This window comes from Tessaracoccus coleopterorum (genome assembly GCF_011174705.1).
Classification (GTDB): Bacteria; Actinomycetota; Actinomycetes; order Propionibacteriales; family Propionibacteriaceae; genus Arachnia; species Arachnia coleopterorum.
Window position 1 is genome coordinate 1,163,800 of record NZ_JAANIJ010000001.1, and the last position, 24,328, is coordinate 1,188,127.

The following is a 24,328-nucleotide window of genomic DNA, read 5'->3' on the forward strand; positions in this document are numbered from 1 at the left end:
GTAACACCCGTGGCGCTTTACCCTCGGCTGAGCGGGCTGAGCAGCGTCATACTCATGCTGAAGCTCCTTCTTCCTCGGTCACTCCTGAAGCAGCTGCAAGGAGTTGAGACTGTGTGAACCCAGAGCGGAACTCACGCACGATCCCGCCTTCCCGGAAGACGAGGACCCGGTCACACATGCGCGTCAGTTCAGTGAGATCAGTCGTGGCCATGAGGACTGCGGAACCCTCTTCGGCCATCTTCTCGATCAGCTGATGGATCTCTTCCTTCGCGCCGACGTCGACGCCCTGGGTCGGTTCGGCGAGGAGGAGGAGCCTTGGCGAACCGACCATCTGGCGAGCCATGACCACCTTCTGCGCGTTACCGCCCGACATCGCTGCAACGTGCTGATGAGGAGAAGGAGTCTTGATGCGCAGCGCGGAGATGAGTTCCTTCGACCGCTTCAGTTCCTTTTGCAGAGTGAGGAATCCTGCTGAACTGAAGCGTTGCAGTTCGCGAATGGTGATGTTGAACTTGATGCTCTGGAAGGAAAACAGCGCTTGGCGGGCTCGGTTCGCAGGGACAACGCTGATACCGGCAGCCTTGGCTGACCGCGGATCGGAGATTTGAACCCTCTTGCCATCGAGGTGGACGTGGCCACCATGGGTCGAACGCATGCCATACAGGGATTCGACGAGTTCGAAGGTTCCAGATCCGAGCAGCCCGTAGAGCCCTACGACCTCTCCGGTGTGCACGGTCACGTCATTGAAGGGGCCTGCCTCCGAGAAGCCAATCGACTTGGCCTCGAGAACCGGTTCACCGCTCGTGGGACTGGTCGCCTTCTCCCTGGTCTGGATGTCGCCGACCATCCACTCGATGACGTCCCGCATTCTTGCTTCTTTGGTTTCCACGGAAGTCACGAGTTGGCCATCACGCAGCACGGTGATCGCATCGCTGATCTTGAAGACCTCGTCGAGGCGGTGCGTGATGTAGATGACGGCCACCCCACCTGAGGCGAGCCGGCGGACGATGTCGAAGAGGCGGCTGATCTCCGCGTCGGTCAGGATGGCCGAAGGCTCATCCAGGATGAGAATCCTCGCATCGTCAGCGACCGCCTTCGCGATGGCGACTTGCTGCTGTTCCGCTATGGAGAGTCTGCGCACTGGCATTGCAGCGCGTCCGTTGGGGAAGTCAATCAGATCCAGGATCTGCTCGGTTCGCCCGGCCTGCTCCTTCCACGAGATCCGTCCGCCTCGCGTCACCTCACGCCCCAAGAAGATGTTCTCGGTAACCGTTAGTTCGGGGACCAACTCCGGTTCTTGGTAAACAGTTCTCACGCCCAGGCGCATAGCTTCAGCGGTACTGGAAATGGTGACGCATTCTCCATCCATGAGGATCTCGCCCGCATCAGGCGATTCAAGACCGGCAATCATCTTGATCATGGTGGACTTGCCCGCACCGTTCTCACCGATGAGTGCGTGGATCGAGCCTGGCTCCACCACAAGGGACGCACCACGAAGGGCATGGACGCCGCCGAATCTCTTGTGGATATTTCTGAGTTCGATGCGCGGAGGGACGGAAGTCATATCTTTCTCCGGGGTTGAGAGTGCACGCCGGGCAGAGCCGCCAGGCCCGAGGCCCGGCGTGCAACCTGTGATCGCTGGATGGCCTAGTAGTCGAACTGGTCGACGTTCTCGGCAGTGAAGACGAAGGGGCCTCCGAGGAGCATCATCTTGGACTCGGGGTCGTACTCAACACCCTCAAGCTCTCCCACGCTGATGGACTCTTCGAATTCCTCGCCCTGGGCCAACTGCCATCCGGCCCAACCAGTCAGGTAGCCAAGATCCGACACGTTCCAGAGGACGGAGCCGCTCGACGAGCCATCCTTGAGGTAGGGCTTCAGGTCATTGGGGTGCCGCCACCGACCGTGAAGACCTCCCCGATCCTCCCTGCGTCCTGGACCGCCTGCGCGACCGCCGGAGCTGCCGAGGCGCAGATGCCGATGAGGCCGTTGATCTCCGGGTCAGCGTTCATGAGATCCGTTGCCATCTGTGCAGCTTTGGCCTGATCCTCGCCGGCGTAGACGGTTTGGGTGAACTCGATGTCGGGGTAGTCGGAGGTCATCTTCTCCTTGGCGGCATCGATGTAGGCGTTGAGGTTGGTCGCGGTCTCACCACAGGAGACGATTGCGAACTTGCCGCTACCGCCCATGGCATCGGCGAGCGTCTCAGCGAGGGTGGCACCGTGGTTCTGCGTAGTGGTCTGATTGACGAACAGTTCACGGATGGAGTTGGGGCATCGGTATCCGAGGTGGCGACGCGGATCCCTGCGCTCTGCGCCTCCTTCAGGAGGGGCGCAAGCGAATCGGGGTCGTTCGGTGCCACGATGAGCGTGTCGACGCCCTGCTGGATGAAGGAGCGCACGATATCGGACTGCGCGGCGGCGTCAGACGTCGTGGGGCCCTGGTAAAGCCATTCAAAACCGAACTCCGCGGCGGCCTTCTCTCCCCCGCGGTTCATCTCCTCAAAGTAGGGGATGCCCTGAAGCTTCGGGACGAAAGCCACCGTGATGTCACCATCGCCCTGGGCTGTGGCGCTGCTGGCCGTGGTGCCTGCTGTGGCTGCATTCTGGTCATCGCTCGTGCTGCGTTCAGTGCAGCCGGCTGCTAGGAGGAGAGAGGCGGTTGCGGCGAGCGCAACCAAGGAACGCGTCTTCATGATCAACTCCGATCTATGTGTGGTGGAGGGGCCACCCCGTGCCATGCCGCCTTGGAATGGCAATCGATTTCCTTTTATTAGTGTATTCCAGGACACGCGGGGCCGTCAAGCCCTACTATGTGACGATGGAACAGGGTGGTTTGACAGTGACGCAGGAAGTTTCGCAGTGACGCAGGAAACGGTACGGATCTCGGACGTGGCCCAAGCAGCGGGCGTCTCGCCCGCCACCGTTTCACGCGTTCTCGGTGGCAGCACGCATCGCGTGAGTGCGAAGACCCGGGCAAAGGTCGAATCCACCGCACGGGCTCTTGGCTACCGCGTTAACCCGATCGCACGCGCTCTGAGGCTATCCACCACCGGTTCTGTTGGCATGGTGGTTCCAAGCATCGGCAACCCCTTCTTCACCGAACTGGTCGAGGCAGTCGAACACCAACTCGCGGCGGCGCGGGTAAACCTCTACCTGTGTGATGCCCGAGGCGACATCGAGATGGAGGCCTCACGACTGAAATCGTTATCCAACGGAGCTGTCGACGGCATTTTGTCCGTGCCACTCCACGAAACGCTCAGCGAACCCGCCGCATCAGCCGCTGCCGCCAGAGTCCCCTTGTCCAGCTGGACCGTCAGGTAAGAGGGCTGGAAGCGCCTTGGGTGGGCGTCGAGGACCACAAGGGATCCAAGAGCTCATGTCTCACCTCAATGCGATCGGTGCCCGCACGATCGGCATGGTGACCAGCACCTCGGCCAGTATCTCCGCAGGCGTGAGAACACAAGAAGTGATGCGTCAAGCACAGCGGCTGAACATGGACCTCTCATCCGAGCACCTCATTGACACGCACCTCTCACTCGAAGACGGTGTTGCCGCCGCCGGAGTCCTTCTGAAGGCCGGCCCCTGCCAGACGCCATTGTCTGTGTGAACGACCTCCTGGGCATCGGACTCCTCAACGGCTTGCGGCGTCATGGGATCAGTTGTCCTAGAGACGTGCTGGTCACCGGCTTTGACGGCATGAGGTTCTCATCAATCATGGCTCCGAGCCTCACGACTGTGATCCAGCCACTGGCCGGGATCGCGGCGGAGGGGATCCGCCTGCTCTCCGATCCGCACAACGCCCGTACCGGCATCACGGTGGCGTTACCGGGAAAGCTCCGACTAGGAGAGAGCACCGGCGGTCCCATTTCGAGCCAGTAGGCAGTCAAGTCGAGCCAGTAGGCAGTCAAGTCGAGCCAGTAGGCACTCAAGCGTGGCATAAGGCCAAGTCGTGCCGATGGCGCACTCGCGCCGCCTGGAGTCGGAGTCTTGCTGCGTCACCAGCGGTGTTGCACCAGAAACCCGGTGGGCCTAGCGCGGCTCAAGTCCTGTGTGGTGGGCCGCGAAGGTAAGGAGGTCCGCCCACTCGCTGGCGATCGTGTCGAGAGACTTGCCCGCGCCGTGACCGGCTGAGGACTCGATGCGGAGCCAGGCGGGGTTTTCGACAGGCTCAACCAGCGCGTGCTGCAGCGCCGCGGCGAGTTGAAGCTGTGCAGCGGCACCACGCGGTCGTCGTGGTCAGCGGTCAGGATCATCGTCGGCGGGTACTCGACGCCCTCCTCGATGCGATGCAACGGCGAGTAGGCGTGCGCGGCCGCGAAGCCGTCGGGGGTGTCGGGGTCGCCGTAGTCGCTGATCCACGCGGCGCCCACGGTGAACTTGTGGAACTTCACGACGTCGAGCACGCCCACCGTCGAGAGGGCCGCGGCGAACAGGTCGGGGCGCTGCGTGAGCGACGCGCCGACGAGGAGGCCCCGTTGGAGCGGCCGTAGATCGCCAACTGCTGCGAGGTGGTGACCCCCGTCGCGATGAGGTGTTCGGCAACGCCGATGAAGTCGTCGAACACGTTCTGCTTGTTGGCCAGGCGGCCGTCGTCGTACCAGGTGGAGCCGAACTCCCCGCCGCCGCGGAGGTTGGCCAGGACGAGAGCGCCGCCGGCGGCGAGCCAGGCAGACCAGCCGGGCGGTAGTCGGCGAGGACGGGGACGTTGAAGCCCCGTAGCCGTAGAGGAGCGTGGGCGGGGCCCTGGTGGTCGCCGTCGGGGGTGATGAGGAAGTACGGGACTGGGGTGCCGTCGGCGGAGGGGCGCGGTGTCGCGTGATGGTGTGGTCCTTCGACCTGCCCGGCTCGTTCACTTCGACAAGCTCAGCACGGCGCCTCGCGGGGGCAGGCTCAGGAAGCGGCTGAATCCTCAGGTCGTGGAGGGAGACGTGGAAGGAGACTGTCGGGGTGTCGATGGTGCTGATGCCGACGAAGGCCTCGTCGCGCAGGGGCGAGGAGTCCCTGATGATCGCCGGATACTTGGTGCCCCAGGCTTCGGCGAACTCCAGGAACCGTTCCTCGGCTTCTGCCACGGTCGCGGCCTGGTAGACCGGCTTCAGGGCGCGGGAGATGGCGTCCCAGTCCTGCCGGGCGGAGTACTTGAAGCTGTTGCGCATCAGGTGCACTATGCAGGTTTGCACGATCGTGTCCTTCCAGACCGTGTTCACCGCGTCGGGCAGACCGGTCAGCCCGTCGCACACGACCATGAGCACGTCGCCCACGCCGCGGTTCTTGATCTCGGTCAAGACCTGCAGCCAGTACTTCGCGCCCTCGCCGCCGTCGCCGGCCCACAACCCGAGGATGTCCCGGTTGCCCTCCGTGGTGACGGCGAGCGCGATGTAGATGGGCCGGTTCGCGACTTGGCCGTCGCGGACCTTGACGTGAATGCAGTCGATGAACACCACCGGATACACCGGATCGAGCGGACGGTTCTGCCACTCCGACATGCCTTCGAGGACCTTGTCGGTGATCGTCGAGATCGTGGTCTTCGACACCTCCGAGCCGTACACATCGGCCAGGTGCGCGCTGATGTCGCCGTGGGTCATCCCGCGCGCCGACAACGACAACACGATGTCCTCGATCGACCCCAGCCGGCGCTGCCGCTTGGCCACGATCCGAGGTTGGAACGTCCCTTGACGGTCCCGGGCACGTCGACCTGGCCACGGCTGGTGGTTGAGAGTCTTCCTGGCCTTCATGGCCAGGCTCCATTGCGGCGAGCTCGGAGCACACGACCAAGCGGGCGCCTGCGAGCTGGTCTTCCTGGCCTTCATGGCCAGGCTCCATTGCGGCGAGCTCGGAGCACACGACCAAGCGGGCGCCTGCGAGCTGGTCTTCCTGGCCTTCATGGCCAGGCTCCATTGCGGCGAGGTCGGTCAGCTTCTCCTCGTTGATCGCATCAATCGTCTTCCTGGCCTTCATGGCCAGGCTCCATTGCGGCGACTTCGACTCTGACCGTGGCGCGTTGGCTGGCGCGGGTCTCCCTGGCCTTCATGGCCAGGCTCCATTGCGGCGAGCCCGCAGTCCTGACGCCGCTCCTCGCCCGCCAGGTATTCCTGGTCTTCAGGACCAGGCCCCATTGCGGCATCACCTCCACCGTGCTGCCCGACGCTCCAGCACCTCGGGTCTTCCTGGCCTTCATGGCCAGGCTCCAATACGGCGCGACGATGGAGCCATGCCGACTCGGCCCGGGAACCACTTCAACGAGCAGCGACGGGTCAACGTGGCTCGCCACCCAGCATCCGAGATCGACCACCCGCAGCATCGGCAGCCAGGAACCACGTCCCTACAACCACGCGCGGCCGACGTCACCCACGGGCGGGTGCTTGCTGCTCGTCTACCGCCATCGGATGCCCTGTCTCCATGCGTGCCCGATCGAGCCCGCCATGTGCCGGTTTGCGGCTTCGGGGTCGTGCCTGTTTGAGTTCGGGGTGCTGGGTGGGCTGGGTCAGCGAGGGTTCCCTACGGCTGGGCCAGGCCTCCGAACGTGAGCCTGCAGTCCGAGACCTCCGTCCTTCCATCAGGCCCGACGTCCAGCACCCCCAACGGGGCGTACCGGTGCTCGACACCGTCGGGGCGCCTGGGACGCGGAACCTGCACCCGTCGACCTCCTCGACCGGCCACAACACGTCACCGGTCGCCGTCCTCGCCGGGATCATCCAGTAATCGCCGGTCCGGTACTCGTTCGGCTCCCCGTCGACGACCGACGCGGGGAACTGCACACTCACCCCGTCCTCCAACTCGATCCACGCGTCCTCGGCCCCGGATGCCTCCTTCACGAGCAGCGCCCCGGCGTCGCTGGTGTTCGGATCGTCCGGCTTGTGGTCCCACCGCTTCAGCACGGGGTGCAACTCCGGCAGCCGGCCCGTGTCGTCGGCGTCGCCGGAGAGCACGACGGTGAACTCGTCGCGGTCGATGCTCTCCACCCGCAGGATCGGCGACCCGCCGCCCGCAAAGTGCTGACGTCATCGACCAGCTGCACCGCATCACCGGGCTGCAGCCCGGAACGCTCGTCGCGCCCCAGCGTCTCAAGCTCGACGACGACCGTGGTGCCGTCGTCGGAGCGCCGCAGCACCGGGAACAGCACCGAGCCGTTCTCCCGTGACCACACGAACGTCGCCCCGTCGCCGACGGTGCCGCTGCGGTGGATCTCCACCCGGTACAGCTGGTTCTCGGCCCCGCGGTAGCGGGACTCGGGATCGATCACGCACGCATCCATCGACTCCTTCGGCTGCCGGGCCCGCGCCCGCAGCAGCGGCCAGCTCAGCCGTCGGAGCGACCTGTAGTCGGCGCAGTCCAGCGGCCCGTCGCCCCGCAGGACGCGCACCTGCCAGACCAGCTCGGCCGGGTGGCCGTGTCGATCCCGCCAGCGCGACCTCCAGGAGGTCGGCCCGCTCGGCCCCGGAGACGTGCCGCTCCCACACGTCGAGGTACACCAGCGCGCCCCGCGCTCCCTGGAGCTCGTCGACGGTGGTGCCGTCGTCGAACGGGTAGCCCAGCTGCTCGCCGTAGGTCTGCCACGTGTCGCACTGGGCCTGCAGCCCGTCGACGTAGTAGCGGCCCTGCCCGATCAGGAGGTCGCCGTCCTGCATCCGCGCGGTCAGTTCCTTGATCCGCTCGGGCCGGAGCGGGCGCCCGAGGTCGTCCTTGAGGTTCTCCAGGAGGTCGGGGTTGCTGACCAGCTGGAACCCGCAGTTGCTCACCGGCCCACCGTGCGGCCCGATCAGGTCGGCGGCGAGCATCCGCAGCCGCTCGTGCCCGATCGCCGCCTGCTCGTTCCAGTCGGCGTCCAGCTGCACCCGCCCCTGCTGCATCAGCACCCGCGTGTAGTGGTTGCGCCCGCGGTAGGTGTCCCGCGTGAAGTCGCCGTTCATGTTCCCCTCCTGGTTTACGAGATGAAGAAGATGCCGGCCTCAGACCCGGCGGGGTGAACTCGTCGAGCCGGGCCCTGAGGTTGGCCGCCCGCTGAGGCTGGTACAGATCGTGGAAGGCGCCGAGCTCGGCCTCGTCGTCGGCCCCGCGCCAGATCTCCTCGGGCACCGGGTCGGCGAGCTGGCAGTAGCCCGGGTGCCCGTAGCGCAGGCTCGTGAACGACGGCCGCACCCTCTCGACGGCGAGGGCGCGGGAAAGGTCGTCTTCCGCGTCCGCCACGGCCGAGTCGGGCTGGCAGTGGTGCCGCCGCGGGGTGCGCGACCCGGGCGCGAGGTAGCTGTACCGCACGCACCCGACCTGCCGGCGCGCCACCGTCAGCGGCGACGTGAGGATGGAGTCGGTCACCAGGTCGACGGCGTGCACGAGCACCTCGCCGACGACGGTGCAGCGGGCCAGGCTCAACCGCACGAACGCCATCCGGCCGTCGTCGTCGGAGACGGCCACCCGCGCCGGCGACGTCGAGTCGAGGATGGAGTCGCTGAGCGACACCTCCACCGGGTCGCTGCGCCGCTCGTCGGCGGCCACCATGATCGACCCGAGGATGCTGTGCTCCACCGCCAGCCGGGCGCGCGTCCGGTCGAGCGTGATGCTCGGCTCGTCGGGCCGCCCGGGTGAGCAGTCACAGTCGAGATCCCAGCCCGGCACCAGGGTGCAGTGGCGGATCGTGACGTCGCACAGGTCGCCGCCCTCCCGCTCGCCGCCCTCCTCGGTGTCGTCGACGGCGTCGCGGTCACGCCCCGCGACCAGCAGCCCGCGCCCCGTCACGAGGAACCCGTCGAGCACGAACCGGGCGCCCGCCGCCCCGGAGATGCGGAACGGGTCGGGCTCGTTGACGCGGTAGTCGAGCAGCCGCAGCACGGGCCGGCAGCCGGAGGCGGCACGCAGCTGCACGTACTCCCCGCACCGAGGTCGAGCAAGAGCCGCTCCTCGTAGACGCCGCTGTCGGCCACCTCGATGACGGCCGCCCGGGTGGCGTCGCCGCCGTCGGCGAGCCGGTCGTCGCGCCACCGCTTCCAGGCGTCGGCGATGGACGCCGACTCGCCCTCGCGGGGGTCGCTCCCCGCACCCGGTAGACGAGCGCGCCGGCGGGCTCCGACAGCGTCCTTCGGTACTCGCCGCCGCCCATGTCGGCGCTGAATCCGTAGCGGTAGCCGACGGTGACGCCCCGCGGCAGCTGCCCCGACGGGAACACGATCCGCCCGCGTTCGGGATCGACCAGGATCTTCCCGCGCGGGGCCCGGTAGGCGTGCCAGTCGGACAGGTCGGCCGGGATCACCGACTCCGCCGCAACGACCCCGCCCTTCCCGCGCCGGGGCCAGTCCGCCACCCGCACCCACAGGCTCCTGCCCTCCCGTACCACGTCGGCGATGCGTCGGCCCGCAGCGGATGCTCCGATATGCGGTGCTCGAGGACGCGGCGCCGGAGGGGCACCGGGAGGTTGGCCTCGACGGCGATGTGGTCGGGGTCGGGCTCCTCGGTGGGCGCGATGTAGAGGGGCGTGTCGTTGCCGAGCACGCTGAACGTGAAGCACTGGCTGCCCTCCCGTTCGACGCAGTGGGCGGGGGTCTCGGTGACGGGATAGGAGCCGAGCCGCCACACAAACAGGCCGACGCCGGGCACCGAGGCGCGCCCGCGGGTGCGGTGCGAGATGGGGCGCCGCACGTCGACGGTGCGGGTGAGGTCGTCGAACGCCGGGCGGCCGAGTCGCTCCCCGAGCCGGAGGTCGACGGTGCGGGCGCGGTCGGGCCGCTGGTGGTCGAGGTGCTGGGTCCAGCCGAGCAGCCGGTAGAACTCCACCACGCGCGCCGGCCAGCCGGTCGCCCCGGCCGCCAGCTCCTCGAGCAGCGCGACGGTGCCCTTGCGGCGCCGGTTGGCGATGGTGTCGGCGACGTCACGGCGCGGCACCAGCAGGCGGGTGCGGCGCCCCGACCGGGCCGACGGCGGGTCGGGAGCGTCGGCCAGGCCAGCGTCGTCGATCGGGTGGTAGCCGACGAGATCGCCGAGGTAGGGGACGACCCAGTCGTCGCAGGTCTCGATGAACCAGTTGGCATACATCCGCTCGATGTCATCGTCGATGGAGCTGACCTGCTCGCCGATGACGCGCAGCACCTCCCGCAGCGGCCCGCCGAGCTCCTCGTCGCGCCTGCGGTGCAGGCCCGGGAGCAGGGAGTAGAGGTAGTCCACGTCGCGGCTCATCACGCCTCCTCGGTGATCTCATTCAGGATCAGGCAGTCGGGCACCCCGGGCTGCAGGTAGGCCAGCCCGGCGGGCTGGATGACGCCGCCCTCGAGCCGGGCGGTGCCGACCTCGATCCGCGCGGCCGGCCCCGCCCGCGACGCCCCGGGCCCGGGAGTCACATTGCCGGGCGCGACACCGATCCCCGCCTCCAGCCGTCTGGCCACCTCGTCGGCGTCGAGGGCGGCCAGCAGGTCGAGGTCGACGTAGTCGACGCCCGCACGGCCTGGGCGCAGGCGATCACCTCGCTGGCGAGGACGTCGCGGCCGAGCTCCCGGCGGTCGAAGCCGAACCCGTCGAGCAGCGCGGCCCGCAGCCTCGGCTCGACGACGTCCCAGTGGTGGTCGGGCAGCACCCGCACCCGCGCGCTGATCACCAGCGCGAGCAGGTGCCGCACCGCGAGCCGCAGCGGGAGGGCCGGGTCACCGAAGCGGTGCAGGGCCTCGCGGAGGTTGCGGAACAGGTCGGACGTCTCGTCGATGGGCCCGTCGTCGACGCCGGCGATGGTGACGTGCACCACGGTGCGCCTACCGTCGGTCAGCCGCGCCGCGGCGGCCTTCGCCACCCCGGCGAAGGTGCGCGCGAAGTCGGCGTGGTCGCGGGTCGACACCAGCCGGTCGAGCGCGAGCACCGCGGTGGGCACGTTGCCGCGGATCAGGTCGCGGCCCTCAGCGTCGGCTCCGCCGCCGGCCCGGACGGGGTTGACGACGTCCTTCACGCCGAGCGGGCGCGACCCGAGCTGACTCAACTGCCCGGCCCGCACGTTGCCGGCCCGGCCGAGGCCCTGCCGGTAGATGGCGCGCACATTGTCGACCCCGCTCGGAAGGCGCGCGCCGTGCACGCCGTCGCCGAAGGTGACGGTGGTGTAGCCGGCGTCGTCCTGCCGGGTGAGGAACCCGCGGGTCGAGGCGTCCAGCGCCCGGGCCCCGGGGCCTCATGCCAGGTGACGTCGTCGACGCGCACCTCCAGCGAACTCTCGATGCCCGACGTGGTGGGCGCCGACGTCCACGTCAACGGCGGCTGCCTCAGCCGGAACGCCTGCCGCGGCACCCGCGGGTCGCCGCCGCCGAGCACCTCCACCCGGGTCTCGCCGTGGGTGGCGGCCGCGACGTTGCCGTACAGGACGGCGGTGTCGCGGCGGTAGCAGTAGGCGAGCGGCGAGGCGAGGGTGACGAACGTGTGGAGCGCGTCGCCCGGCAGCGGTTGCGCCCCCTTCCCCGTGCTCCCGACCCCGGAGCCGGCCCGGTCGGCGACGGTCTGCACCCGTTGGGAGACTCCCGCCAGCATCACGACCTCGGCGGCCCGCACGCCGGGGATGCCCCGGATGTCGGCCCGTTCCCGGCAAGGATCATCCAGCGCCCGGAACGGAGCCCGTCGTAGAGGCCGTCGAGCTCGAGCTCGGCCCCGCACAGCGGGTCGGTGATGGGCGCCTCCGCCAGGGCCAGCTCCTCGGCGCCGCAGTGCACGACGGCGGCCCGGAGGACGTCCATCCCGTCGCCCCGTCCCCGCCCTCGACGTCCCGGGTGGGGCCCACCACCGGTCGGCGAACTGGAGCCAGGTCGACTTCCCCGTCATCGAGTACGCGTTGCGGGAGAGGTGCCGCACCGCGCTGATCCGGGTCAGGACGGCGGCGGGAAGCTGTCGGTCTCCGGTCGCGTGACCAGAGCCATCCCGCCCGCCAGCACCTCGGGTGGTCGCGGTCGAGGAAGGCGGCGTTCTCCGTCTCATCGCGGCGCAGATCCCATTCGGTGAAGCCGGTGAAGACGCCGTCGCTGAACAGCGCCTGCTGGGGTGCGTTGTGCCCGAACAGCGGCAGCGCGAGTCGCAGCGCCCACACCCTCAGCCCCCGGGAGGGGCAGCGGGCACCGAGCCAAGGGCCCGTACAGCGACGGCGCGAGCTCCGGACGCAGCCGCGCGAGGAGGGCCGGGTAGGTGTCGGCGCCCCGCTTGAGCGTCTCCTCCGCCGTCCGGCCGAGTTGGCGGGTGCTGCGCGGTGGGAGCGACCCCGGTCGCGCGAGATCGTCCAGCAGCGCGTCGAAGCCGTCGTTCTCGGCCCTGGCCAGCCGGCGGGTCTCGACTGGGCCGTCGGCCGGAAGCAGCCAGGCGAGCCGGTCGACGCCCTCCGACAGCCACGCGGTGAGCCTGCCCCATCCGTTGCGGCGGGCGAGGGCCAGCTGGGTGCCGGTGACGGCCAGCGCGTCGGCGATGGCGGAGTTGGGCACCTCTCCGCCACCCGCGGCGTGCCCGCTGAGCGTGCCGAGGGCCTTCAGCACCTTGACGGCGGTGGCGCCGTCGGGATCGACCTCGAAGGCCTGCGGGTGACCAGGTGCCTGACGGTGGCCTCGACGACGGCCGACGACAGGCTGGCGCCCGACCATGCCTCGAGGGTGACGGTGGTGCGCTCGGCCACCGGATCGGGCGTGACGGCGCGCACCCTGTACGGCTGCGGCCCGAGCCCGATCCCGAGCTCGACAAGCAGGGCGGTGCCGACGGCGAGCCCGGTGGCGGTCCCGGCCAGCACGAGGCCGCCGTTGACGACATCGGCCGCGGTCTGCGGGCGGTGGAGCCGGACGCCGATGCCGTTCCACTCGCGGCGCGCCTCGAGCGGCTCGGTGGTCTCGAAGGTCTGCATCGTCTCACCGGGGCCGGGCACGCTCGTGATGCGCGAGCCCGCCGGGATGACGACGGGGCCCGAGTTCTCGTCGATCGTGTAGGCGACGTGGGTGCCCGCCGCGACGCCGGGTCGCGGCCGGTAGCCGACCAGCGCGGCCAGTTCCACCAGCGAGCGCCGCTCGGTGGCGGTGCGCAGGTAGCCCTCGTTGCCGATCCGCTCCTGGTAGAAGGTGAGGACGTCGCCGACGACGGCCCACGCGTCGAGCAGGGCCATGGTCGGGTCGCCCGCTTCGCGGGTGGTGAGGCCCGCGAGCGCCGGGAACTCGGCGGCCGAGAGCCGCGCCGTCATATCGGCCAGCATCGAGGCGTGGGTGCCCACCCGCAGGGCGAGCGTACTCAGCCCCGGCCGGTTCACCACGCGCAGCGGCGCGACCGCCTGCCCACAGCATCCGCAGCCGCTCATCGTCCGCCTCCCATCGTCACGACCAGCCGGCCGAGCTCCGGCAGGTTCGGGTCGCCGGAGAGCCGGGCGATCTCCAGCCCGCGCACCGGCAGGATCCCGTCGTCCAGCTCGCCCCGGTCGGGCTCGCCGAGCCGGCGGAGCCGGGTGACCTCGACGCTGACCACGCCCGGCACCGCCTGCACCGCCGCGACGATCCGCGACAGCCGGACGGGGTGCCGAACGTGAGCCGGTCGGGGTGGAACAGCCCCGTCCGGCCGCCGGGCAGCCGCCTGCTGCTCAGCACATCGAGCACATCGGCCTTCACCGCGGCGCGCGACTGGTGCGGCGCCACGCAGACGGCGACCTCGAGGTCGACCGGCACCTGCGTCGCGGGCCGGACGGCGACGTCGTGGCCGAGGCGGCGCAGCGGTTCCAGGGCCGCGGCGGCCGCGGCCAGCAGGTCGGGGCCCGCCACGTCGGTGCCGACGGCGTCGAGGGCCACCCGGGCCTCGTACCAGCTGCCCGTCCAGGCGAGCCCGGCGGCGGCCGACTGGACGCCGGGCAGCTCCCGGGCGGCGGCCGCGTAGTCGTCGGCGGTGATGGCGCGGCGCTGCCGGAGCCGGAACGCGCCGGGCGCGAGCAGCCTCGCCTCGCCTACGGGTTGCTGGGCGGTGCCGCCGGTGGCCGGCAGCGGGTTGCGGGGCCGCACGTCGAGCCCGCTCCACGCCTGGTCGCGCAGCACGAGCACCGAGATGGCCTCCCGCCCGACGTTGCCGCCGGGCCCGCCGCCGACGCGGTAGCGGGCGGCGAAGGTGGTGCCGATCGCGGGCAGGGCGCCCAGCTGGCCGTCGCCGAAGCGCAGGTGGGCGCCCCGGTCGTCGTCGATCTCCACCACGAGGTCGCGGTCGTCGGGGAGGCTGTGCAGCAGGTCGGGTCGGGGCAGCCACACCCCGGGCGGGCCGTCGGTTGCGGTCAGGGTGACGGCGGGGTGCCGAGGTGCGGGTCGCGCGCGGCGACGGCGGAGGCGGGGCCGGCCCCGTCGACCGGGTCGGCGAACACGAGCGGCCGGGCGCCGAGCACGGGGTGAGCCGGTGCGGCCGCGTCGTCGACTCGACGACGGCGCCGTCGCAGGCGCACTCCCCGGTGTCGTCGTTCCGCCGACGGGCCGAGCGGCTCGGTGACGGTGGCACCCTCGTCGACGAGAACGACGTTGCCGCGGGCGAGCGACACGTCGCGCACCAGCTCGCAGCCGGGCGCGGGCAGGCGGACGGAGAGGCAGAGGCTGAACGGCAGGGCGTCATCGGGGCCCCAGCCGACCTCGACGATGTCGATCCCCAGCAGCTCGTCGCGCGACGGCTCCACCGAGGTGAGGCGAACGGGGTGACGGTGGGTGGGGTCGGCGTCGACGGGGTTGCCGGTGCGGGTGCCGCGCACCTCCTCGAGGATGAGCACGTCTCCGACGGCGAGGCGGAGGCCCGGCCGGGGTCGAGGAGGGTGGCGGAGGTGGCGCCGACGGGCAGGCAGCACTCGTCGTCGCCCCAGGTGTGGAGCCGGATGGCGCTGTGCGCGGCCAGGAAGACGACCTCCCCATCGGGGTCGCCGACCGGCTCGAAGATCAGCCGCCCGGCGCCGGTCAGTTCGTGTTCGGCGACGATGCGCCGGCCCTCGTCGACGGCGGTGGTGAAGCAGAACCGCGAGCGCGGCAGCGGCGGGGTGTCGCCGTCGGTCCAGACGCTCACCCAGGCGCGGGCGTTGAGGCCCTCGTGCAGCGCGTAGTCGACCAGCCGCAGGTGGCGGCGCACCGAGATCCGGCGCCGCGCAGTCATCAGGTACGCCTCGGTGCCGACCGCGTCCTGGTGGTAGCTGAGGTGGTCGGCGGCGTAGGCGAGCAGCTCCACCAGGGTGATGCCGAGGTCGGCCTCGTGACGTTCAGCCCAGTCCGGCATGGTGACGGCCATCCGGTCGAGCAGCAGCCTCCGGAAGGAGGCGTAGTCCTTGGCGAGGTAGTCGATCACGGGCCCGGGCGCCTCGGCGTCGTCGTCGCAGGGCACTGGAGCGCAGTCGAGGTCGGTGGCGCAGTCGAGCCGGAAGGCGACGTCGGCACAGGTGTAGCGGGGATCGGCGCCCGCGACGTCGACGAGGCACACCGAGTAGGTCGACAGGTCGCCCTCCCGGTCGAGCCGCAGCCGCAGGCAGTCGTCGCGTTCGGGGTCGTCGCTGGTCTCGAGCGAGATCCCGACGATGCGGATGCCGGTGATGCGCCGCCCGCCGCGCACCCCGAAGTTGGCCGCGGTCAGCCCATCCGGGTGCTCGGCGTCGCGGAGCGGGGGACGGCGCCGAAGAAGTGCACGCACAGCACCGGGCCGGGCAGCACCTCCACGAAGTCGATCCCGAAGACGGTGTCGCTGGCCAGCAGCGCGGCGCGCCGCCCACCGGGCGGCAGTCCAGGTCGCTCATGGCGTCACCTCCCGGGTGAACGTGGCTGATCCGGGGGCCCCGGTCGCGAGGTTGACGTAGGTGGCCTCGACGCGCAGGGTGGCGTCGTCGCTCGTCACGGTGAGCGTCTGGACGGCGAGCACGTCGCCGAGCCAGCGCTGCAGGGCCGCGCGGACGGTGAACTCGACGGTGGCGGCCAGCTCGGGGCTGTTCGGCCCGAACACCAGGCGGAGCAGGCCGCACCCGAAGTCGGGGCGGTCGACCCGCTCCCCAGGGGCGGTGAACAGCACCTGCTCGACCATGTCGCGCAGGTGGTCGTCGGCGTCGGTGCGGGCGGTGCGGCCCGTCTCGTCGATGCGGAACGGGAAGTCGATCTGCAACGGGCCGGTCATTGTGCCGTCACCCGGCTCTGCACGATGGTGGGGAACAGCGGCGTGCCGGTCGGCACGCAGGTGGCCTGGCTGTCCAGCAGGAGGAGCGGCACCCCGCCGGAGGTGACACGGGTGGCCGCCGTCACGAACGTGGCGGTGACGCACGGCCCGTTGCCTGCCGTGGGAGGCGGCAGGACGCAGCCCGCGATCATCCAGGGGCCGTTGAGGCCGACCACGGGCTGCCCGAGCACCGTCACCCTGGGGACCGGGACGGTGGGGTGGCCTGGCCGGCGTGTGCGCACAGGACGGTGGCGCCGACGTGGAGCAGTGGGCCGGGCATCTCACACCACCGTCAGCGCGCCGTTGTTGACGGTGACGCTCGGCCCGGTGAGGGTGATGGTGGCGCCCTTGCCGTTGCTGATGGTGATGCCGACGTCGTTGATCAGGATCATCGCCCCGGTGGAGCTCTTCAGCATGATGCCTCCCGTGGGGCCGGGGACGTCGCTCAGCACGATGGAGTGCTGCAGCGCCGTCTGCAGGACGATGCTGGGGCTGACGGGGTTACCCGCCAGCGCGAGGGCGGGCACGTCGGCCGCCGATCCCCAGAACCCGCCGTCCAGATGGGGTAGTCGAGGTCGCCCTGCTCGAACTCGATCCACACCCCGGAGCCGATCTGCGGCACGACGTAGGTGCCCATCGACTTCCCGGTGAGCGGCACGCACGCCGTCGCCCAGGTGCCGGGCACCATGCCGGTGGCGTCGGGCACGATCGCCTGGATGCGGCCGCGCTGCTCGGGGTCGACGTTCTGCACGACCGTGCCTCGGTACTTGCCGTAGAACCTGGTGGCGTTGTTGCTCATGCGGAAACCTCCGGAACCGTCGAGATGAGCCCGTTGCGGGTGAGGGTGAACGACTGGCGGTACTCGCCGCGCTTGATGGAGTGCTTGACCTCGGAGACGTAGTGGAGCCCGTCGAACGCGAGCCCGACGCCGCGGACCCCGACCAGCGAGCGGGCCCTGAGGATGTGTCCGTAGCGCTGCACGTCGAGGGAGCCGGTGCCCTTGACGCTGTCGGCCGAGCGGCTCGCCTCCGCGAGCCCGATCAGGATGGCCTGCACCGGCGTCAGCTTGGCGGTCTCCGGCAGCGCCTTGAACCTGCTCGGGATCGGCCCGATCAGCCCGAGCGGCGGGTTGAGGGGCCCGATGTCGGGCAGCGGGACGGGCAGCGGCACCTTCGTCTCCTCGTTCTGCACGTAGACGACAGGCAGGGTGCGCGACTGCGGGTCGTAGCTGAAGGTGATCGCATCGCAGTTGGTCGCGACGTCGAGGTCGACGTTGAGGGCGGGCTGCGGGACGCCGACCTTCACCTTCGGGCCCCAGTACGCCACCGACATGCCCGGCTCGGGGCCGGGCGTGAGGTAGAAGACGTAGCCGACGCGGTTCGCGAGCCACCTGACGTACTCGAGGTCGGTGCCCTTCTGCGTGGGGATCCGCTTGGTGGGATCGGCACGTCGATCATGATGCTCGGCACGATCAGCGCCACGATGCCGAGCGCGAGGTACTTCGCCAGGATCACGGCGACGATGGCCTCGCCGGGCATGGCGGGATACGGCAGGCCGGTCATCTCGATCTTGTCCATCACGGTGATGAGGTCCTCGCCGATCACCTTCAGCGTGGAGTGCTCCGCGTCGTCACCCGGAGCGACCTGGGTGCTGGTGACGACGCCGTCGACGATCACCTCGGGGGTGCCGTTGAGCGTCACCACGACGATGACCCGCACGATCGGGATGGGGCTGCCGCCGGCCACCATGAACAGGGTCGGCAGGATCGAGCGGTTGCTCATGGAAAACGACAGCGAGAAGCCGCCCATCCCCTCGTCCTTCGACGTCACCTCGACGGAGGTCAGCGCGTCGAGCACGTCGCGGGGCACCGGCACCGCCACCACGGGCCGACCATCAGCGTCAGGTGCACTCCCTCAAGCATCGAAACCCCCGGGATCCGGCGGGCAGCGTGATCCGCAGCCGTCGTCCGAGCTCGATCAGGTCGTCGGGGCGCAGCGCGCGGTTGGCGTCGGCGATCCGCCAGAACTGCTCCGGGTCGCCCAGGTGGGTGGCGGTGACGTTGTCGAGGCGGTCGCCCTGGGTGACCTCGTGCCAGCCGAGCAGCGCGAACGACTCGGGTTGAGGCACGGTGCGGCGCCGCAGGTAGGCGATCTCCTCGCCCGTTGCGGTCTCGAGGACGGCCACCTCGACGGTGGCGTAGCGGCTGGTGGGCGGAAATGCGGTGCTCATCATCGAAGTCCCGTCAGTCCGAGGGTGGAGAGGGCTGCAGAGGGCAGGAGGCCGGCGAGGCGTTCCTTCTGCCGCAGGTAGGTCATGAAGACGCCGCCGCCCTGGTGGGCGAAGCCGAGGTCGGCCACCGAGAGCACCCGCATCCCGAGGCTGACGCGGGCGCGGATGGGGTTGAGGGCCACATCGAAGGCCTCCTCGGTGACGGTGAACTCGGTCAGCCGCACCGGAACGACCCGGGTGCGGCTCCAGACGAACAGCACCAGCGCCGTCTCCATGGGCACGATCTCGAGGGTTCCGGCAGAGGCGAGGGCGTCGTTGGCCTGCAGCTGCGCGCTGGTCGGGTAGAGAATCGTCTCCAACGCAGACAGCGCGGGGAAGATGCCGGCCTCGGTGACGCCGGGGAAGCCGCCCGGCTGTTCCAGCTGGTCGGTGGCGTCGATCTCGGCGTCGAGCTTGATGGTCTCCACCGGTGGGCCGGTGAGCCGCAGCGCCTCGGCGTGGTCGGGCCGGTCGCGGCCGGCGTTGCTCGGCTGCAGGGTGCGGGTGAGGGTGTCGGGGTTGTACTGCAGCGCGATGACGCGGCGCAGCGCGAGCGTCGTCGGGTCGGCGAGCACGATCCCGCCCTTGAGGACGGGCGGCGAGCCGGGGAATCCGGTCATGGCGCCACCCCCTCCCGCCGCGCGACGCGGCCCCCGCCCACCGTGACCGACCCGTCGGGCGCGAACCCGACGACGACCTCCCTGGCCTCCGCGCCCCTGCACCACCAGAAGCGCACCTCCGCCAGCCGCCCGTCCGCCCCGAGGAGCGACCCGGGTGCGGCGACGACGCCGCCGTCGTCCGCGCGCCAGCCGGCCACGTCGCCGCCCGAGCGGAGCACCTCGCGGCGGCCGAGCGGGTCGAGCAGCAGCGCGACGGCGTCGCTCACGTCGGCGGCCGGGCGGCGACCGCCCCAGACCCCGGCCAGCAGCGCGAGCGCGCGGGTCGGGTCGAGCACCGGGGCCTCCCCCTCCCTGAGCAGGCCCGATGCCGCGTTCTCCGAGCCAGCCGCGCCCAGGCGGCCACCACGATCCGGTCGCCGGGGCTGCCCGGCACCGGCGCGAACGCCAGCGCCAGGTCGGAGGGTTCGAGCGTCGCGCCCAACTCCCGGGCCCGCTCCACGAAGGCCCGGCGCAGCTCCGCTCCCCGGCCCGTCATCGCGACGCCGCCACCGGGTCGACGTTCGCGTCAAACCACGCCTTGGTGTTGGGGTCGACGTCGTTCAGCCGGGCGCCCTTCCCGCGGGAGTCGGGCGTGTAGTAGAAGTCGTAGGCCTCGGCGAACCACTCACCCTCGTCACGGAACTGATAGGCGGTGAGAAGCCTGGCGCGGGCCGCGACGTCGTAGCGCACCCAGGTGGGCGTGTAGCTCTCCTGGTGCATGTGGAGGCCGAGCGCGGTGCCACCGTTGGGCTTGAACCAGGGCTGGGCCAGGCCGACCGTGACGGCGTCGAACGTCGGGTCGGCCGTCACGGCATCGCGGGTCGCCTGCGGCAGCGGCGCGAACCAGGGGCGCGCCTTCACCCGGGCGACCAGCCCGGCGGTGGTGCGGGAGTTCATCGAGGTCTCGATGTCGGTGACGACGTCGGCCTGCTCGGGACGGGAGGGCCGCGATCCCGCGGCGGCGTCGTTGATCATGCCGATGGCGGCGTCCGTGTGGGTCGCGTGCGTCACCCAGCCACCCGCTCCGGCTTGGCGGGCTCCGGGCCGGTGGAGTAGCCGATCTGCCGGTCGACGGAGTGGCCGGTCTCGTGGCGGATGGTGCCCTGCTTGTCGCCGGCTGGGGTGGCGTTGATGGTGAGCTCGCGGCGGGCCCCGCTGTAGACGCCCATCGTGATGGTGCCGTTGGTCCATGGCGCCGTGAACTGGGTGATCGACCGCAGGCTGGCGTTGCGCGCGGTGTGCGCCTCGGGCAGCTGCTCGAGCGTGAGGTAGGTCTCGCGGAGCGACCCGGCTCCCACGGCACGGGCGCGCGGCCGGGATCGTGGTGGGGCCGACGGTCATGTCGAACCGGATGCCCGCGGCCAGCGTGAGGGTCGGCAGGTCGTCGGTCTCCCGCACGATGGTGCGGAACACGCTGAGCTGGTTGGGCGTCAGCCTGCCCCGCGTCATCGTGTTCATCCAGGGGTGCAGGTAGAGGCTGAGGTGGCCGGCGTTGGAGTTGGCGATGAGCCGGCCGAGCCGGTTCGCGGTGTGGAGCCCCACCAGGAACGTCTCCTGCTGGGCGGGTTGCAGGTTGGCGAACGTGTTGTAGACCCGCACCACATCGGTGTCGGTGACGGCCCAGTCGAACAGGCCGTAGTTGAGGTCGGAGACGGCGGTGGCGAGCGTCCGTACCGGCCCGGCCACCCGCACCACGCGCTGATAGGCCGGGCCCGACCTGGCGGCGTCGGGCAGGTTGTCGAGCAGCCGGTCGACGTACTTCGTGCCGAGCCGCGTCATCCCCGCGGTGAGCGCCGCGTCGGGCAGCGCGTTGAGCAGGGCGAGGGCCTGCATGGCCTCGGATTCGGTGACGGCCCAGTCGAGCACGCCGTAGGACAGCAGGTTCTGGACGTCGTCGATCGCGTCGAGTTGGACGACCTGCGCGCCGCTCTGGGCCTGCGCGACGGCGTGGCCGACCTCGTGCACGAGCACGGCCTCGGAGGAGGCGGCGCGGGTGTCGCCCAGCAGCACGTGGCCGCCGACGGTGAGCGCGCGGGCGCCGAAGCGGTGGGCGGTGCCCGCGGAGTAGGAATCCGAATGGACGCGCACGCCGCTCAGGTCGTGGCCGAACGCCCCGCCGAGGGCGGCCGCGGTGGGCGCGGGGAGCGGCGCCCCGCCGTCGGGAGCTTCGCGATCACGCGGCTGGCCAGCAGCGCGGAGGCACGGCCTCCGGCGACGTGGCCGGCGTCCTCGCGGGTGGGGTGGGCGTGGGCGAGGTTGCTCATGGCCGGGCTCCTCCGATGTACAGGTACACCTGGCGCGCCACCCGGGCGGCGGTGTCGGCGGCCGGGCCGGGGAGCCTCAGCGGGGCGACGGCGCGGGGTCGGGCCGGTCGCGGCCGGGGTCCGGCAGGTCGTGCTCGGCGAGAAGCCGCGTCAGTTCGGCCTCGAGGGCCCGAGGAACCGGTCGCGCTCGCGCGGGGTGACGCGCACGCCGTCGAGCACCACCGTGTCGATGCTGAGCTCGATCCGGGCGTTCATGCCTGCCTCCCGCGGGTTCGGGCCAGCGGAAGTCGGCCTCGTTGACGGGCTTGTCCAGCTTGCGGAGCTCGGCGCGGGCCGCGTCCAGCAGCAGCGGCATCGTGACGGGCGACCCGGCGGCGGCCGCGAGGAACGCGGCGTTCAGCGCGATGGCCTGGATGCTGCCGCCGGTCAGGTCGAGGCGGGCGAGGCGGGCCGCGTCGATCCCCTCGACGGGCACCGCGGGAGGGAGGGCCGCTGCCACATCGCGGTGCGCTGGGCGAGGCCGGGGAACGGGAACGTGACGATGAAGCGGAGCCTGCGCACGAACGCCAGGTCGAGGGCGCTGCGGCGGTTGGTCGCGAGGATCGCGAGCCCTCGTAGCTCTCGAGCCGCTGCAGGAGGTAGTTGATCTCGATGTTGGCGTACCGGTCGTGGCTGTCGCGCACCTCGCTGCGGCGCCCGAACAGGGCGTCGGCCTCGTCGAAGAACAGGATGGCGCCGCCGCCCTCGGCCGCGTCGAACAGCCTGCGCAGGTTCTTCTCGGTCTCGCCGATGTACTTGTCCACGACCGCGGACAGGTCGATCCGGTAGAGCAGCAGGTCGAGGTCGCGGGCCAGCACCTCGGCGGCGGTGGTCTTCCCGGTGCCGCTCTCCCCGCGAACAGCACGCTGATGCCGAGGCCCCGGTTCATCCTCGTGCGGAAGCCCATGGTGTCGTAGACGTCGCCGCGGTGCGCCACCTGGTCGGCGATCCGCCGCAGCTGGGTCATCTCCTCGGCGGGCAGCTGCAGGTCATCCCAGCCGGCAAGGGGCGCAGCCGCCGGGCCAGTTCGTCGAGGCCGGGCGGGTGTGCACGAGGCAGGCGGCCCACGGGTCGGACCGCTGGTCGCCACCCGCACCCTCACCGATCCGGCCGATGGTGGTGAGGTCGAGGTCGAACTGCCCCGTCAGGCGCCGCGCGACGTCCCGTCGTCCCGGGAAGCGCCTCACGCCACGCGGCCAGCTGCTCGGCCTTCGTCGGGCGGCCCACGTCGGCCGCGAGGGCGCCGTCGGCGAGGTCCTGCCAGGGCTCACGGACGTCGACGAACACGAGGCCGGGCGCCTCCCGGAGCCAGCGACGCAGGGCGGGCGCGGTCGGGCCCGAGCGGTCGACATCGTGCGCGTCGATGTGGAGCGACACCGGCGCGAGCAGCGTCTCACGGTGCCACAGCCGGGCGAGCGTGGCCAGCTCGGACGGGTCGGTGGGCAGGTCGTCGGCGGTGAGCTCGAACAGGCGCAACTCCGAGCTGCGGGCCACCTCGGCCGCGACGAGCCGCTTGCCGTCACGGTCGGCACCGAGCAGGAGCACGGGCGGCGGGGGTGCGGATTCCCCGCGCAGCCTGGTGAGCCGGGCGGCGAGGTGGTCGGCGACCGCGCGCTGCGAGTCGGCGAGGCGGCCGGTTGCGGCCCCGGAAGGGCATGGACGACGGCCGCGAGGCGCTCGTCCAGATGGTGGAGGCCCTTGATGAAGTTGACCACCCGGTCGTCGGCGCGGAGCCTGGCGGAGGTGAGCGGTTCGGCGCCGATGCGCGCCGCGTCGATCAGCCGCCAGAAGCGCAGCGGGCCCTCCGGCGAGAGCGCGTCCCAGGACGGGTCGTCGAAGATCGTCATCGCGAGGGCGAAGGTGGGGTACGACATCGTGGGCGCGCGGTGGGCGCGGGCGCACAGCGCGGGGATGCGGGTGTCGAGCTCCATGGAGGCGGCGAGCAGCACCACGTTGCGTTCGAACGCCGTCAGGCCCGCCCGGTGGGCGAGCTCGACCAGCAGCGGCGGCTCGTCGAGGTCGCCGTCGGGCGGGGCGGCGGCACCCGCGGACACCTGCAGGGGTTCCTGGCCGGGAGGGGCGTCGCCCGGTGCGGCGCCGTCCGCCTGCCGAAGATGGCGCGCGGCTCGGCCCGCCCGGCGGCGGGCTGCGGCGCGGGGATGGTGGGTTCGGCCGCCGACTCGAGTCGCTCCCGCAGCCAGGTGAGGGCCTCGGCGAGGAACCGGTCGTTGGCGGCCAGGAAGGCCTCGTAGCCGGTCATGGCACCAGCACCTGCTGCCGGGATCGAACGACGGCACCGGCGGGTCGCCGGCGTAGAGCGCCGGGATGCTGTCGATCCCGTCGACGCGCAGCCGGACGGTGTGGGTGCCCGCCGGCACGTCGGGCACCTCGAAGGTGAGGGTGGTGGGCGTGGCCTGGAAGGCCGGGTCGCCCGGCGTCGGGTTGACCATCGACGTCGGGGCGACCTGGCGGCCACCGAGCAGCAACAGCACCCGTTGCCCGGGCCGGATCCGCGGGGCGCAGGTGACGGTGAGGGTGGAGCCGACGGCGGCGGGTCCCGCCGCCACGTCGGGAGCCACCGTGATCGCCGGGCGATGGCCGCGGTGACCTCGTTGCTGATCAGCACCGGGATGTCCGGCCGGCTGACGGCGGCGGCCACGGACAGGAAGCCGGGGCCCAGCGGCCGAGCGCGTCGGCGTCGTCGGCCAGCGCCGGGACCCTGACGGCCACCAGGTCGGCCGGCTCGCCGGGGTGGGCGGGCGCCCGGTGAGTTCGACGGGGGCGGCCCGTCGGGCAGCAGGGAGGTGAACCGGAACACGGTGCCGGGGCCGGTGAGCTGCGCGCCGTCGACCACGAGTTCCTCGCCCAGCCGCACGGCCTGCTGCCGGTTGGGTGGGGTGAGCGCCCGCAGCGACGGGCCGGCGGCGGCGACGGCCGTGATGCCGGAGTCGCCCGGGCCGCGGGTGAGCAC

General features: G+C 71.0%; 36 protein-coding genes and 4 pseudogenes. 5 read left to right on the top strand and 35 right to left on the bottom strand.

Annotation, left to right across the window (positions count from 1 at the left end; translation table 11 throughout):
- Window positions 1-52: 52 nt before the first annotated feature.
- The 4 genes and pseudogenes from G7085_RS07370 to G7085_RS34430 all read right to left on the bottom strand — a co-directional run.
- Window positions 53-1,564 carry a sugar ABC transporter ATP-binding protein gene (locus tag G7085_RS07370; RefSeq protein WP_231979311.1) on the bottom strand — a complete coding sequence of 504 codons (1,512 nt, stop codon included), beginning with the start codon at window positions 1,562-1,564 and terminating at the stop codon, window positions 53-55.
- Window positions 1,565-1,647: 83 nt separating this feature from the next.
- A complete protein-coding gene (locus G7085_RS07375; RefSeq protein WP_197510463.1) occupies window positions 1,648-1,830 on the bottom strand; it encodes a hypothetical protein in 183 nt (60 codons plus the stop codon).
- A gap of 47 nt (window positions 1,831-1,877) precedes the next feature.
- Window positions 1,878-2,264 (bottom strand): substrate-binding domain-containing protein, encoded by a 387-nt coding sequence (locus G7085_RS32290; RefSeq protein WP_331715950.1) that lies wholly within the window; start codon window positions 2,262-2,264, stop codon window positions 1,878-1,880.
- A 5-nt stretch (window positions 2,265-2,269) separates the two neighbouring features.
- Window positions 2,270-2,695: pseudogene (locus tag G7085_RS34430) on the bottom strand (substrate-binding domain-containing protein); the annotation flags it as partial.
- On the opposite strand from G7085_RS34430, the gene G7085_RS07390 reads away from it, so the two are divergent.
- Genes G7085_RS07390 through G7085_RS34435 form a run of 3 tightly spaced genes read left to right on the top strand, consistent with a single transcriptional unit; the run spans window position 2,577 to window position 3,881 of the window.
- On the top strand, window positions 2,577-3,323 hold the full coding sequence (locus G7085_RS07390) for a LacI family DNA-binding transcriptional regulator (RefSeq protein WP_269452078.1): 747 nt from the start codon (window positions 2,577-2,579) through the stop codon (window positions 3,321-3,323). The pseudogene G7085_RS34430 and the gene G7085_RS07390 sit on opposite strands and share 119 nt — an antisense overlap.
- Window positions 3,324-3,378: 55 nt before the next feature.
- Window positions 3,379-3,609: a hypothetical protein gene (locus G7085_RS07395; RefSeq protein WP_197510466.1), complete on the top strand. Its 231-nt coding sequence runs from the start codon at window positions 3,379-3,381 to the stop codon at window positions 3,607-3,609.
- Window positions 3,606-3,881: a substrate-binding domain-containing protein gene (locus G7085_RS34435; protein WP_197510467.1), complete on the top strand. Its 276-nt coding sequence runs from the start codon at window positions 3,606-3,608 to the stop codon at window positions 3,879-3,881. Before G7085_RS07395 ends, G7085_RS34435 begins: the two co-directional genes overlap by 4 nt.
- Window positions 3,882-3,997: 116 nt before the next feature.
- Here the strand turns inward: G7085_RS34435 and G7085_RS24845 are convergent.
- The 16 genes and pseudogenes from G7085_RS24845 to G7085_RS07470 all read right to left on the bottom strand — a co-directional run bounded on the left by G7085_RS24845 (window position 3,998) and on the right by G7085_RS07470 (window position 14,712).
- Window positions 3,998-4,641: pseudogene (locus G7085_RS24845) on the bottom strand (prolyl oligopeptidase family serine peptidase).
- A 361-nt stretch (window positions 4,642-5,002) separates the two neighbouring features.
- Window positions 5,003-5,686: pseudogene (locus tag G7085_RS24850) on the bottom strand (IS256 family transposase); the annotation flags it as partial.
- 251 nt (window positions 5,687-5,937) lie between these two features.
- Window positions 5,938-6,303, bottom strand: coding sequence for a hypothetical protein (locus G7085_RS07410; protein ID WP_197510469.1), 366 nt, complete (start codon window positions 6,301-6,303; stop codon window positions 5,938-5,940).
- Window positions 6,304-6,346: 43 nt separating this feature from the next.
- Window positions 6,347-6,964: a DUF6519 domain-containing protein gene (locus tag G7085_RS07415; protein WP_197510470.1), complete on the bottom strand. Its 618-nt coding sequence runs from the start codon at window positions 6,962-6,964 to the stop codon at window positions 6,347-6,349.
- The gene (locus tag G7085_RS29845; protein WP_197510471.1) at window positions 6,874-7,365 is read right to left on the bottom strand and encodes a DUF6519 domain-containing protein; all 492 of its coding nucleotides are present in this window, start codon (window positions 7,363-7,365) and stop codon (window positions 6,874-6,876) included. The genes G7085_RS07415 and G7085_RS29845 overlap by 91 nt, the downstream gene beginning before the upstream one ends.
- 91 nt (window positions 7,366-7,456) lie before the next feature.
- Window positions 7,457-7,912 (bottom strand): annotated as a pseudogene (locus G7085_RS34440) (DUF6519 domain-containing protein); the annotation flags it as partial.
- Window positions 7,913-8,700: 788 nt separating this feature from the next.
- Window positions 8,701-9,246, bottom strand: a complete 546-nt coding sequence (locus G7085_RS34445) for a hypothetical protein (protein WP_408647076.1) — start codon at window positions 9,244-9,246, stop codon at window positions 8,701-8,703.
- Window positions 9,243-10,166 carry a hypothetical protein gene (locus G7085_RS07430; protein WP_197510473.1) on the bottom strand — a complete coding sequence of 308 codons (924 nt, stop codon included), beginning with the start codon at window positions 10,164-10,166 and terminating at the stop codon, window positions 9,243-9,245. Before G7085_RS07430 ends, G7085_RS34445 begins: the two co-directional genes overlap by 4 nt.
- Window positions 10,166-10,372 carry a hypothetical protein gene (locus G7085_RS07435; protein ID WP_197510474.1) on the bottom strand — a complete coding sequence of 69 codons (207 nt, stop codon included), beginning with the start codon at window positions 10,370-10,372 and terminating at the stop codon, window positions 10,166-10,168. Before G7085_RS07435 ends, G7085_RS07430 begins: the two co-directional genes overlap by 1 nt.
- Entirely contained in the window at window positions 10,324-11,046 is a 723-nt protein-coding gene (locus G7085_RS07440; protein WP_197510475.1) for a baseplate J/gp47 family protein, read from the bottom strand. Before G7085_RS07440 ends, G7085_RS07435 begins: the two co-directional genes overlap by 49 nt.
- The gene (locus tag G7085_RS32295; RefSeq protein ID WP_197510476.1) at window positions 10,950-11,513 is read right to left on the bottom strand and encodes a hypothetical protein; all 564 of its coding nucleotides are present in this window, start codon (window positions 11,511-11,513) and stop codon (window positions 10,950-10,952) included. The genes G7085_RS07440 and G7085_RS32295 overlap by 97 nt, the downstream gene beginning before the upstream one ends.
- Window positions 11,492-11,695, bottom strand: coding sequence for a hypothetical protein (locus G7085_RS07450; protein ID WP_197510477.1), 204 nt, complete (start codon window positions 11,693-11,695; stop codon window positions 11,492-11,494). Before G7085_RS07450 ends, G7085_RS32295 begins: the two co-directional genes overlap by 22 nt.
- Before the next feature lie 234 nt (window positions 11,696-11,929).
- Window positions 11,930-12,478, bottom strand: a complete 549-nt coding sequence (locus tag G7085_RS07455) for a hypothetical protein (protein WP_197510478.1) — start codon at window positions 12,476-12,478, stop codon at window positions 11,930-11,932.
- Window positions 12,472-13,281, bottom strand: a complete 810-nt coding sequence (locus G7085_RS07460) for a hypothetical protein (protein ID WP_197510479.1) — start codon at window positions 13,279-13,281, stop codon at window positions 12,472-12,474. The genes G7085_RS07455 and G7085_RS07460 overlap by 7 nt, the downstream gene beginning before the upstream one ends.
- A gap of 16 nt (window positions 13,282-13,297) precedes the next feature.
- A complete protein-coding gene (locus G7085_RS07465) occupies window positions 13,298-14,209 on the bottom strand; it encodes a baseplate J/gp47 family protein (protein ID WP_197510480.1) in 912 nt (303 codons plus the stop codon).
- A 23-nt stretch (window positions 14,210-14,232) separates the two neighbouring features.
- Entirely contained in the window at window positions 14,233-14,712 is a 480-nt protein-coding gene (locus G7085_RS07470) for a hypothetical protein (RefSeq protein WP_197510481.1), read from the bottom strand.
- 42 nt (window positions 14,713-14,754) lie between these two features.
- Between G7085_RS07470 and G7085_RS07475 the strand changes: the two genes are divergently transcribed.
- Window positions 14,755-15,036, top strand: coding sequence for a hypothetical protein (locus tag G7085_RS07475; protein WP_197510482.1), 282 nt, complete (start codon window positions 14,755-14,757; stop codon window positions 15,034-15,036).
- A gap of 92 nt (window positions 15,037-15,128) precedes the next feature.
- Entirely contained in the window at window positions 15,129-15,746 is a 618-nt protein-coding gene (locus G7085_RS07480; RefSeq protein ID WP_197510483.1) for a hypothetical protein, read from the top strand.
- On the opposite strand, the gene G7085_RS07485 is transcribed toward G7085_RS07480, so the two are convergent.
- From G7085_RS07485 to G7085_RS07555, 15 genes are all read right to left on the bottom strand, one after another.
- Window positions 15,714-16,076 (bottom strand): GPW/gp25 family protein, encoded by a 363-nt coding sequence (locus G7085_RS07485; protein WP_197510484.1) that lies wholly within the window; start codon window positions 16,074-16,076, stop codon window positions 15,714-15,716. The genes G7085_RS07480 and G7085_RS07485 overlap by 33 nt on opposite strands.
- Before the next feature lie 8 nt (window positions 16,077-16,084).
- Window positions 16,085-16,318, bottom strand: a complete 234-nt coding sequence (locus G7085_RS07490) for a hypothetical protein (protein ID WP_197510485.1) — start codon at window positions 16,316-16,318, stop codon at window positions 16,085-16,087.
- Between the two features lie 90 nt (window positions 16,319-16,408).
- Entirely contained in the window at window positions 16,409-16,579 is a 171-nt protein-coding gene (locus G7085_RS07495) for a hypothetical protein (RefSeq protein WP_197510486.1), read from the bottom strand.
- Window positions 16,573-16,926, bottom strand: a complete 354-nt coding sequence (locus tag G7085_RS07500; RefSeq protein ID WP_197510487.1) for a phage baseplate assembly protein V — start codon at window positions 16,924-16,926, stop codon at window positions 16,573-16,575. The genes G7085_RS07495 and G7085_RS07500 overlap by 7 nt, the downstream gene beginning before the upstream one ends.
- Window positions 16,923-17,432, bottom strand: coding sequence for a hypothetical protein (locus G7085_RS07505; RefSeq protein WP_197510488.1), 510 nt, complete (start codon window positions 17,430-17,432; stop codon window positions 16,923-16,925). Before G7085_RS07505 ends, G7085_RS07500 begins: the two co-directional genes overlap by 4 nt.
- Complete coding sequence (locus G7085_RS07510; protein ID WP_197510489.1) at window positions 17,429-18,010, bottom strand: hypothetical protein; 582 nt, start codon at window positions 18,008-18,010, stop codon at window positions 17,429-17,431. The genes G7085_RS07505 and G7085_RS07510 overlap by 4 nt, the downstream gene beginning before the upstream one ends.
- A gap of 16 nt (window positions 18,011-18,026) precedes the next feature.
- Entirely contained in the window at window positions 18,027-18,359 is a 333-nt protein-coding gene (locus G7085_RS07515; protein ID WP_197510490.1) for a LysM peptidoglycan-binding domain-containing protein, read from the bottom strand.
- Window positions 18,356-19,015, bottom strand: a complete 660-nt coding sequence (locus tag G7085_RS07520; RefSeq protein ID WP_197510491.1) for a hypothetical protein — start codon at window positions 19,013-19,015, stop codon at window positions 18,356-18,358. The genes G7085_RS07515 and G7085_RS07520 overlap by 4 nt, the downstream gene beginning before the upstream one ends.
- Window positions 19,012-19,350: a hypothetical protein gene (locus tag G7085_RS07525; RefSeq protein WP_197510492.1), complete on the bottom strand. Its 339-nt coding sequence runs from the start codon at window positions 19,348-19,350 to the stop codon at window positions 19,012-19,014. Before G7085_RS07525 ends, G7085_RS07520 begins: the two co-directional genes overlap by 4 nt.
- Window positions 19,278-19,550, bottom strand: coding sequence for a hypothetical protein (locus tag G7085_RS07530; RefSeq protein WP_197510493.1), 273 nt, complete (start codon window positions 19,548-19,550; stop codon window positions 19,278-19,280). Before G7085_RS07530 ends, G7085_RS07525 begins: the two co-directional genes overlap by 73 nt.
- On the bottom strand, window positions 19,547-21,142 hold the full coding sequence (locus tag G7085_RS07535) for an eCIS core domain-containing protein (protein ID WP_331715540.1): 1,596 nt from the start codon (window positions 21,140-21,142) through the stop codon (window positions 19,547-19,549). The genes G7085_RS07530 and G7085_RS07535 overlap by 4 nt, the downstream gene beginning before the upstream one ends.
- 5 nt (window positions 21,143-21,147) lie before the next feature.
- Window positions 21,148-21,318, bottom strand: coding sequence for a hypothetical protein (locus G7085_RS07540; RefSeq protein ID WP_197510494.1), 171 nt, complete (start codon window positions 21,316-21,318; stop codon window positions 21,148-21,150).
- Window positions 21,319-21,569: 251 nt separating this feature from the next.
- A complete protein-coding gene (locus G7085_RS07545) occupies window positions 21,570-22,175 on the bottom strand; it encodes an AAA family ATPase (RefSeq protein WP_197510495.1) in 606 nt (201 codons plus the stop codon).
- A 171-nt stretch (window positions 22,176-22,346) separates the two neighbouring features.
- Entirely contained in the window at window positions 22,347-23,411 is a 1,065-nt protein-coding gene (locus G7085_RS07550; RefSeq protein ID WP_197510496.1) for a hypothetical protein, read from the bottom strand.
- Window positions 23,327-24,328, bottom strand: a complete 1,002-nt coding sequence (locus G7085_RS07555; RefSeq protein ID WP_197510497.1) for a hypothetical protein — start codon at window positions 24,326-24,328, stop codon at window positions 23,327-23,329. The genes G7085_RS07550 and G7085_RS07555 overlap by 85 nt, the downstream gene beginning before the upstream one ends.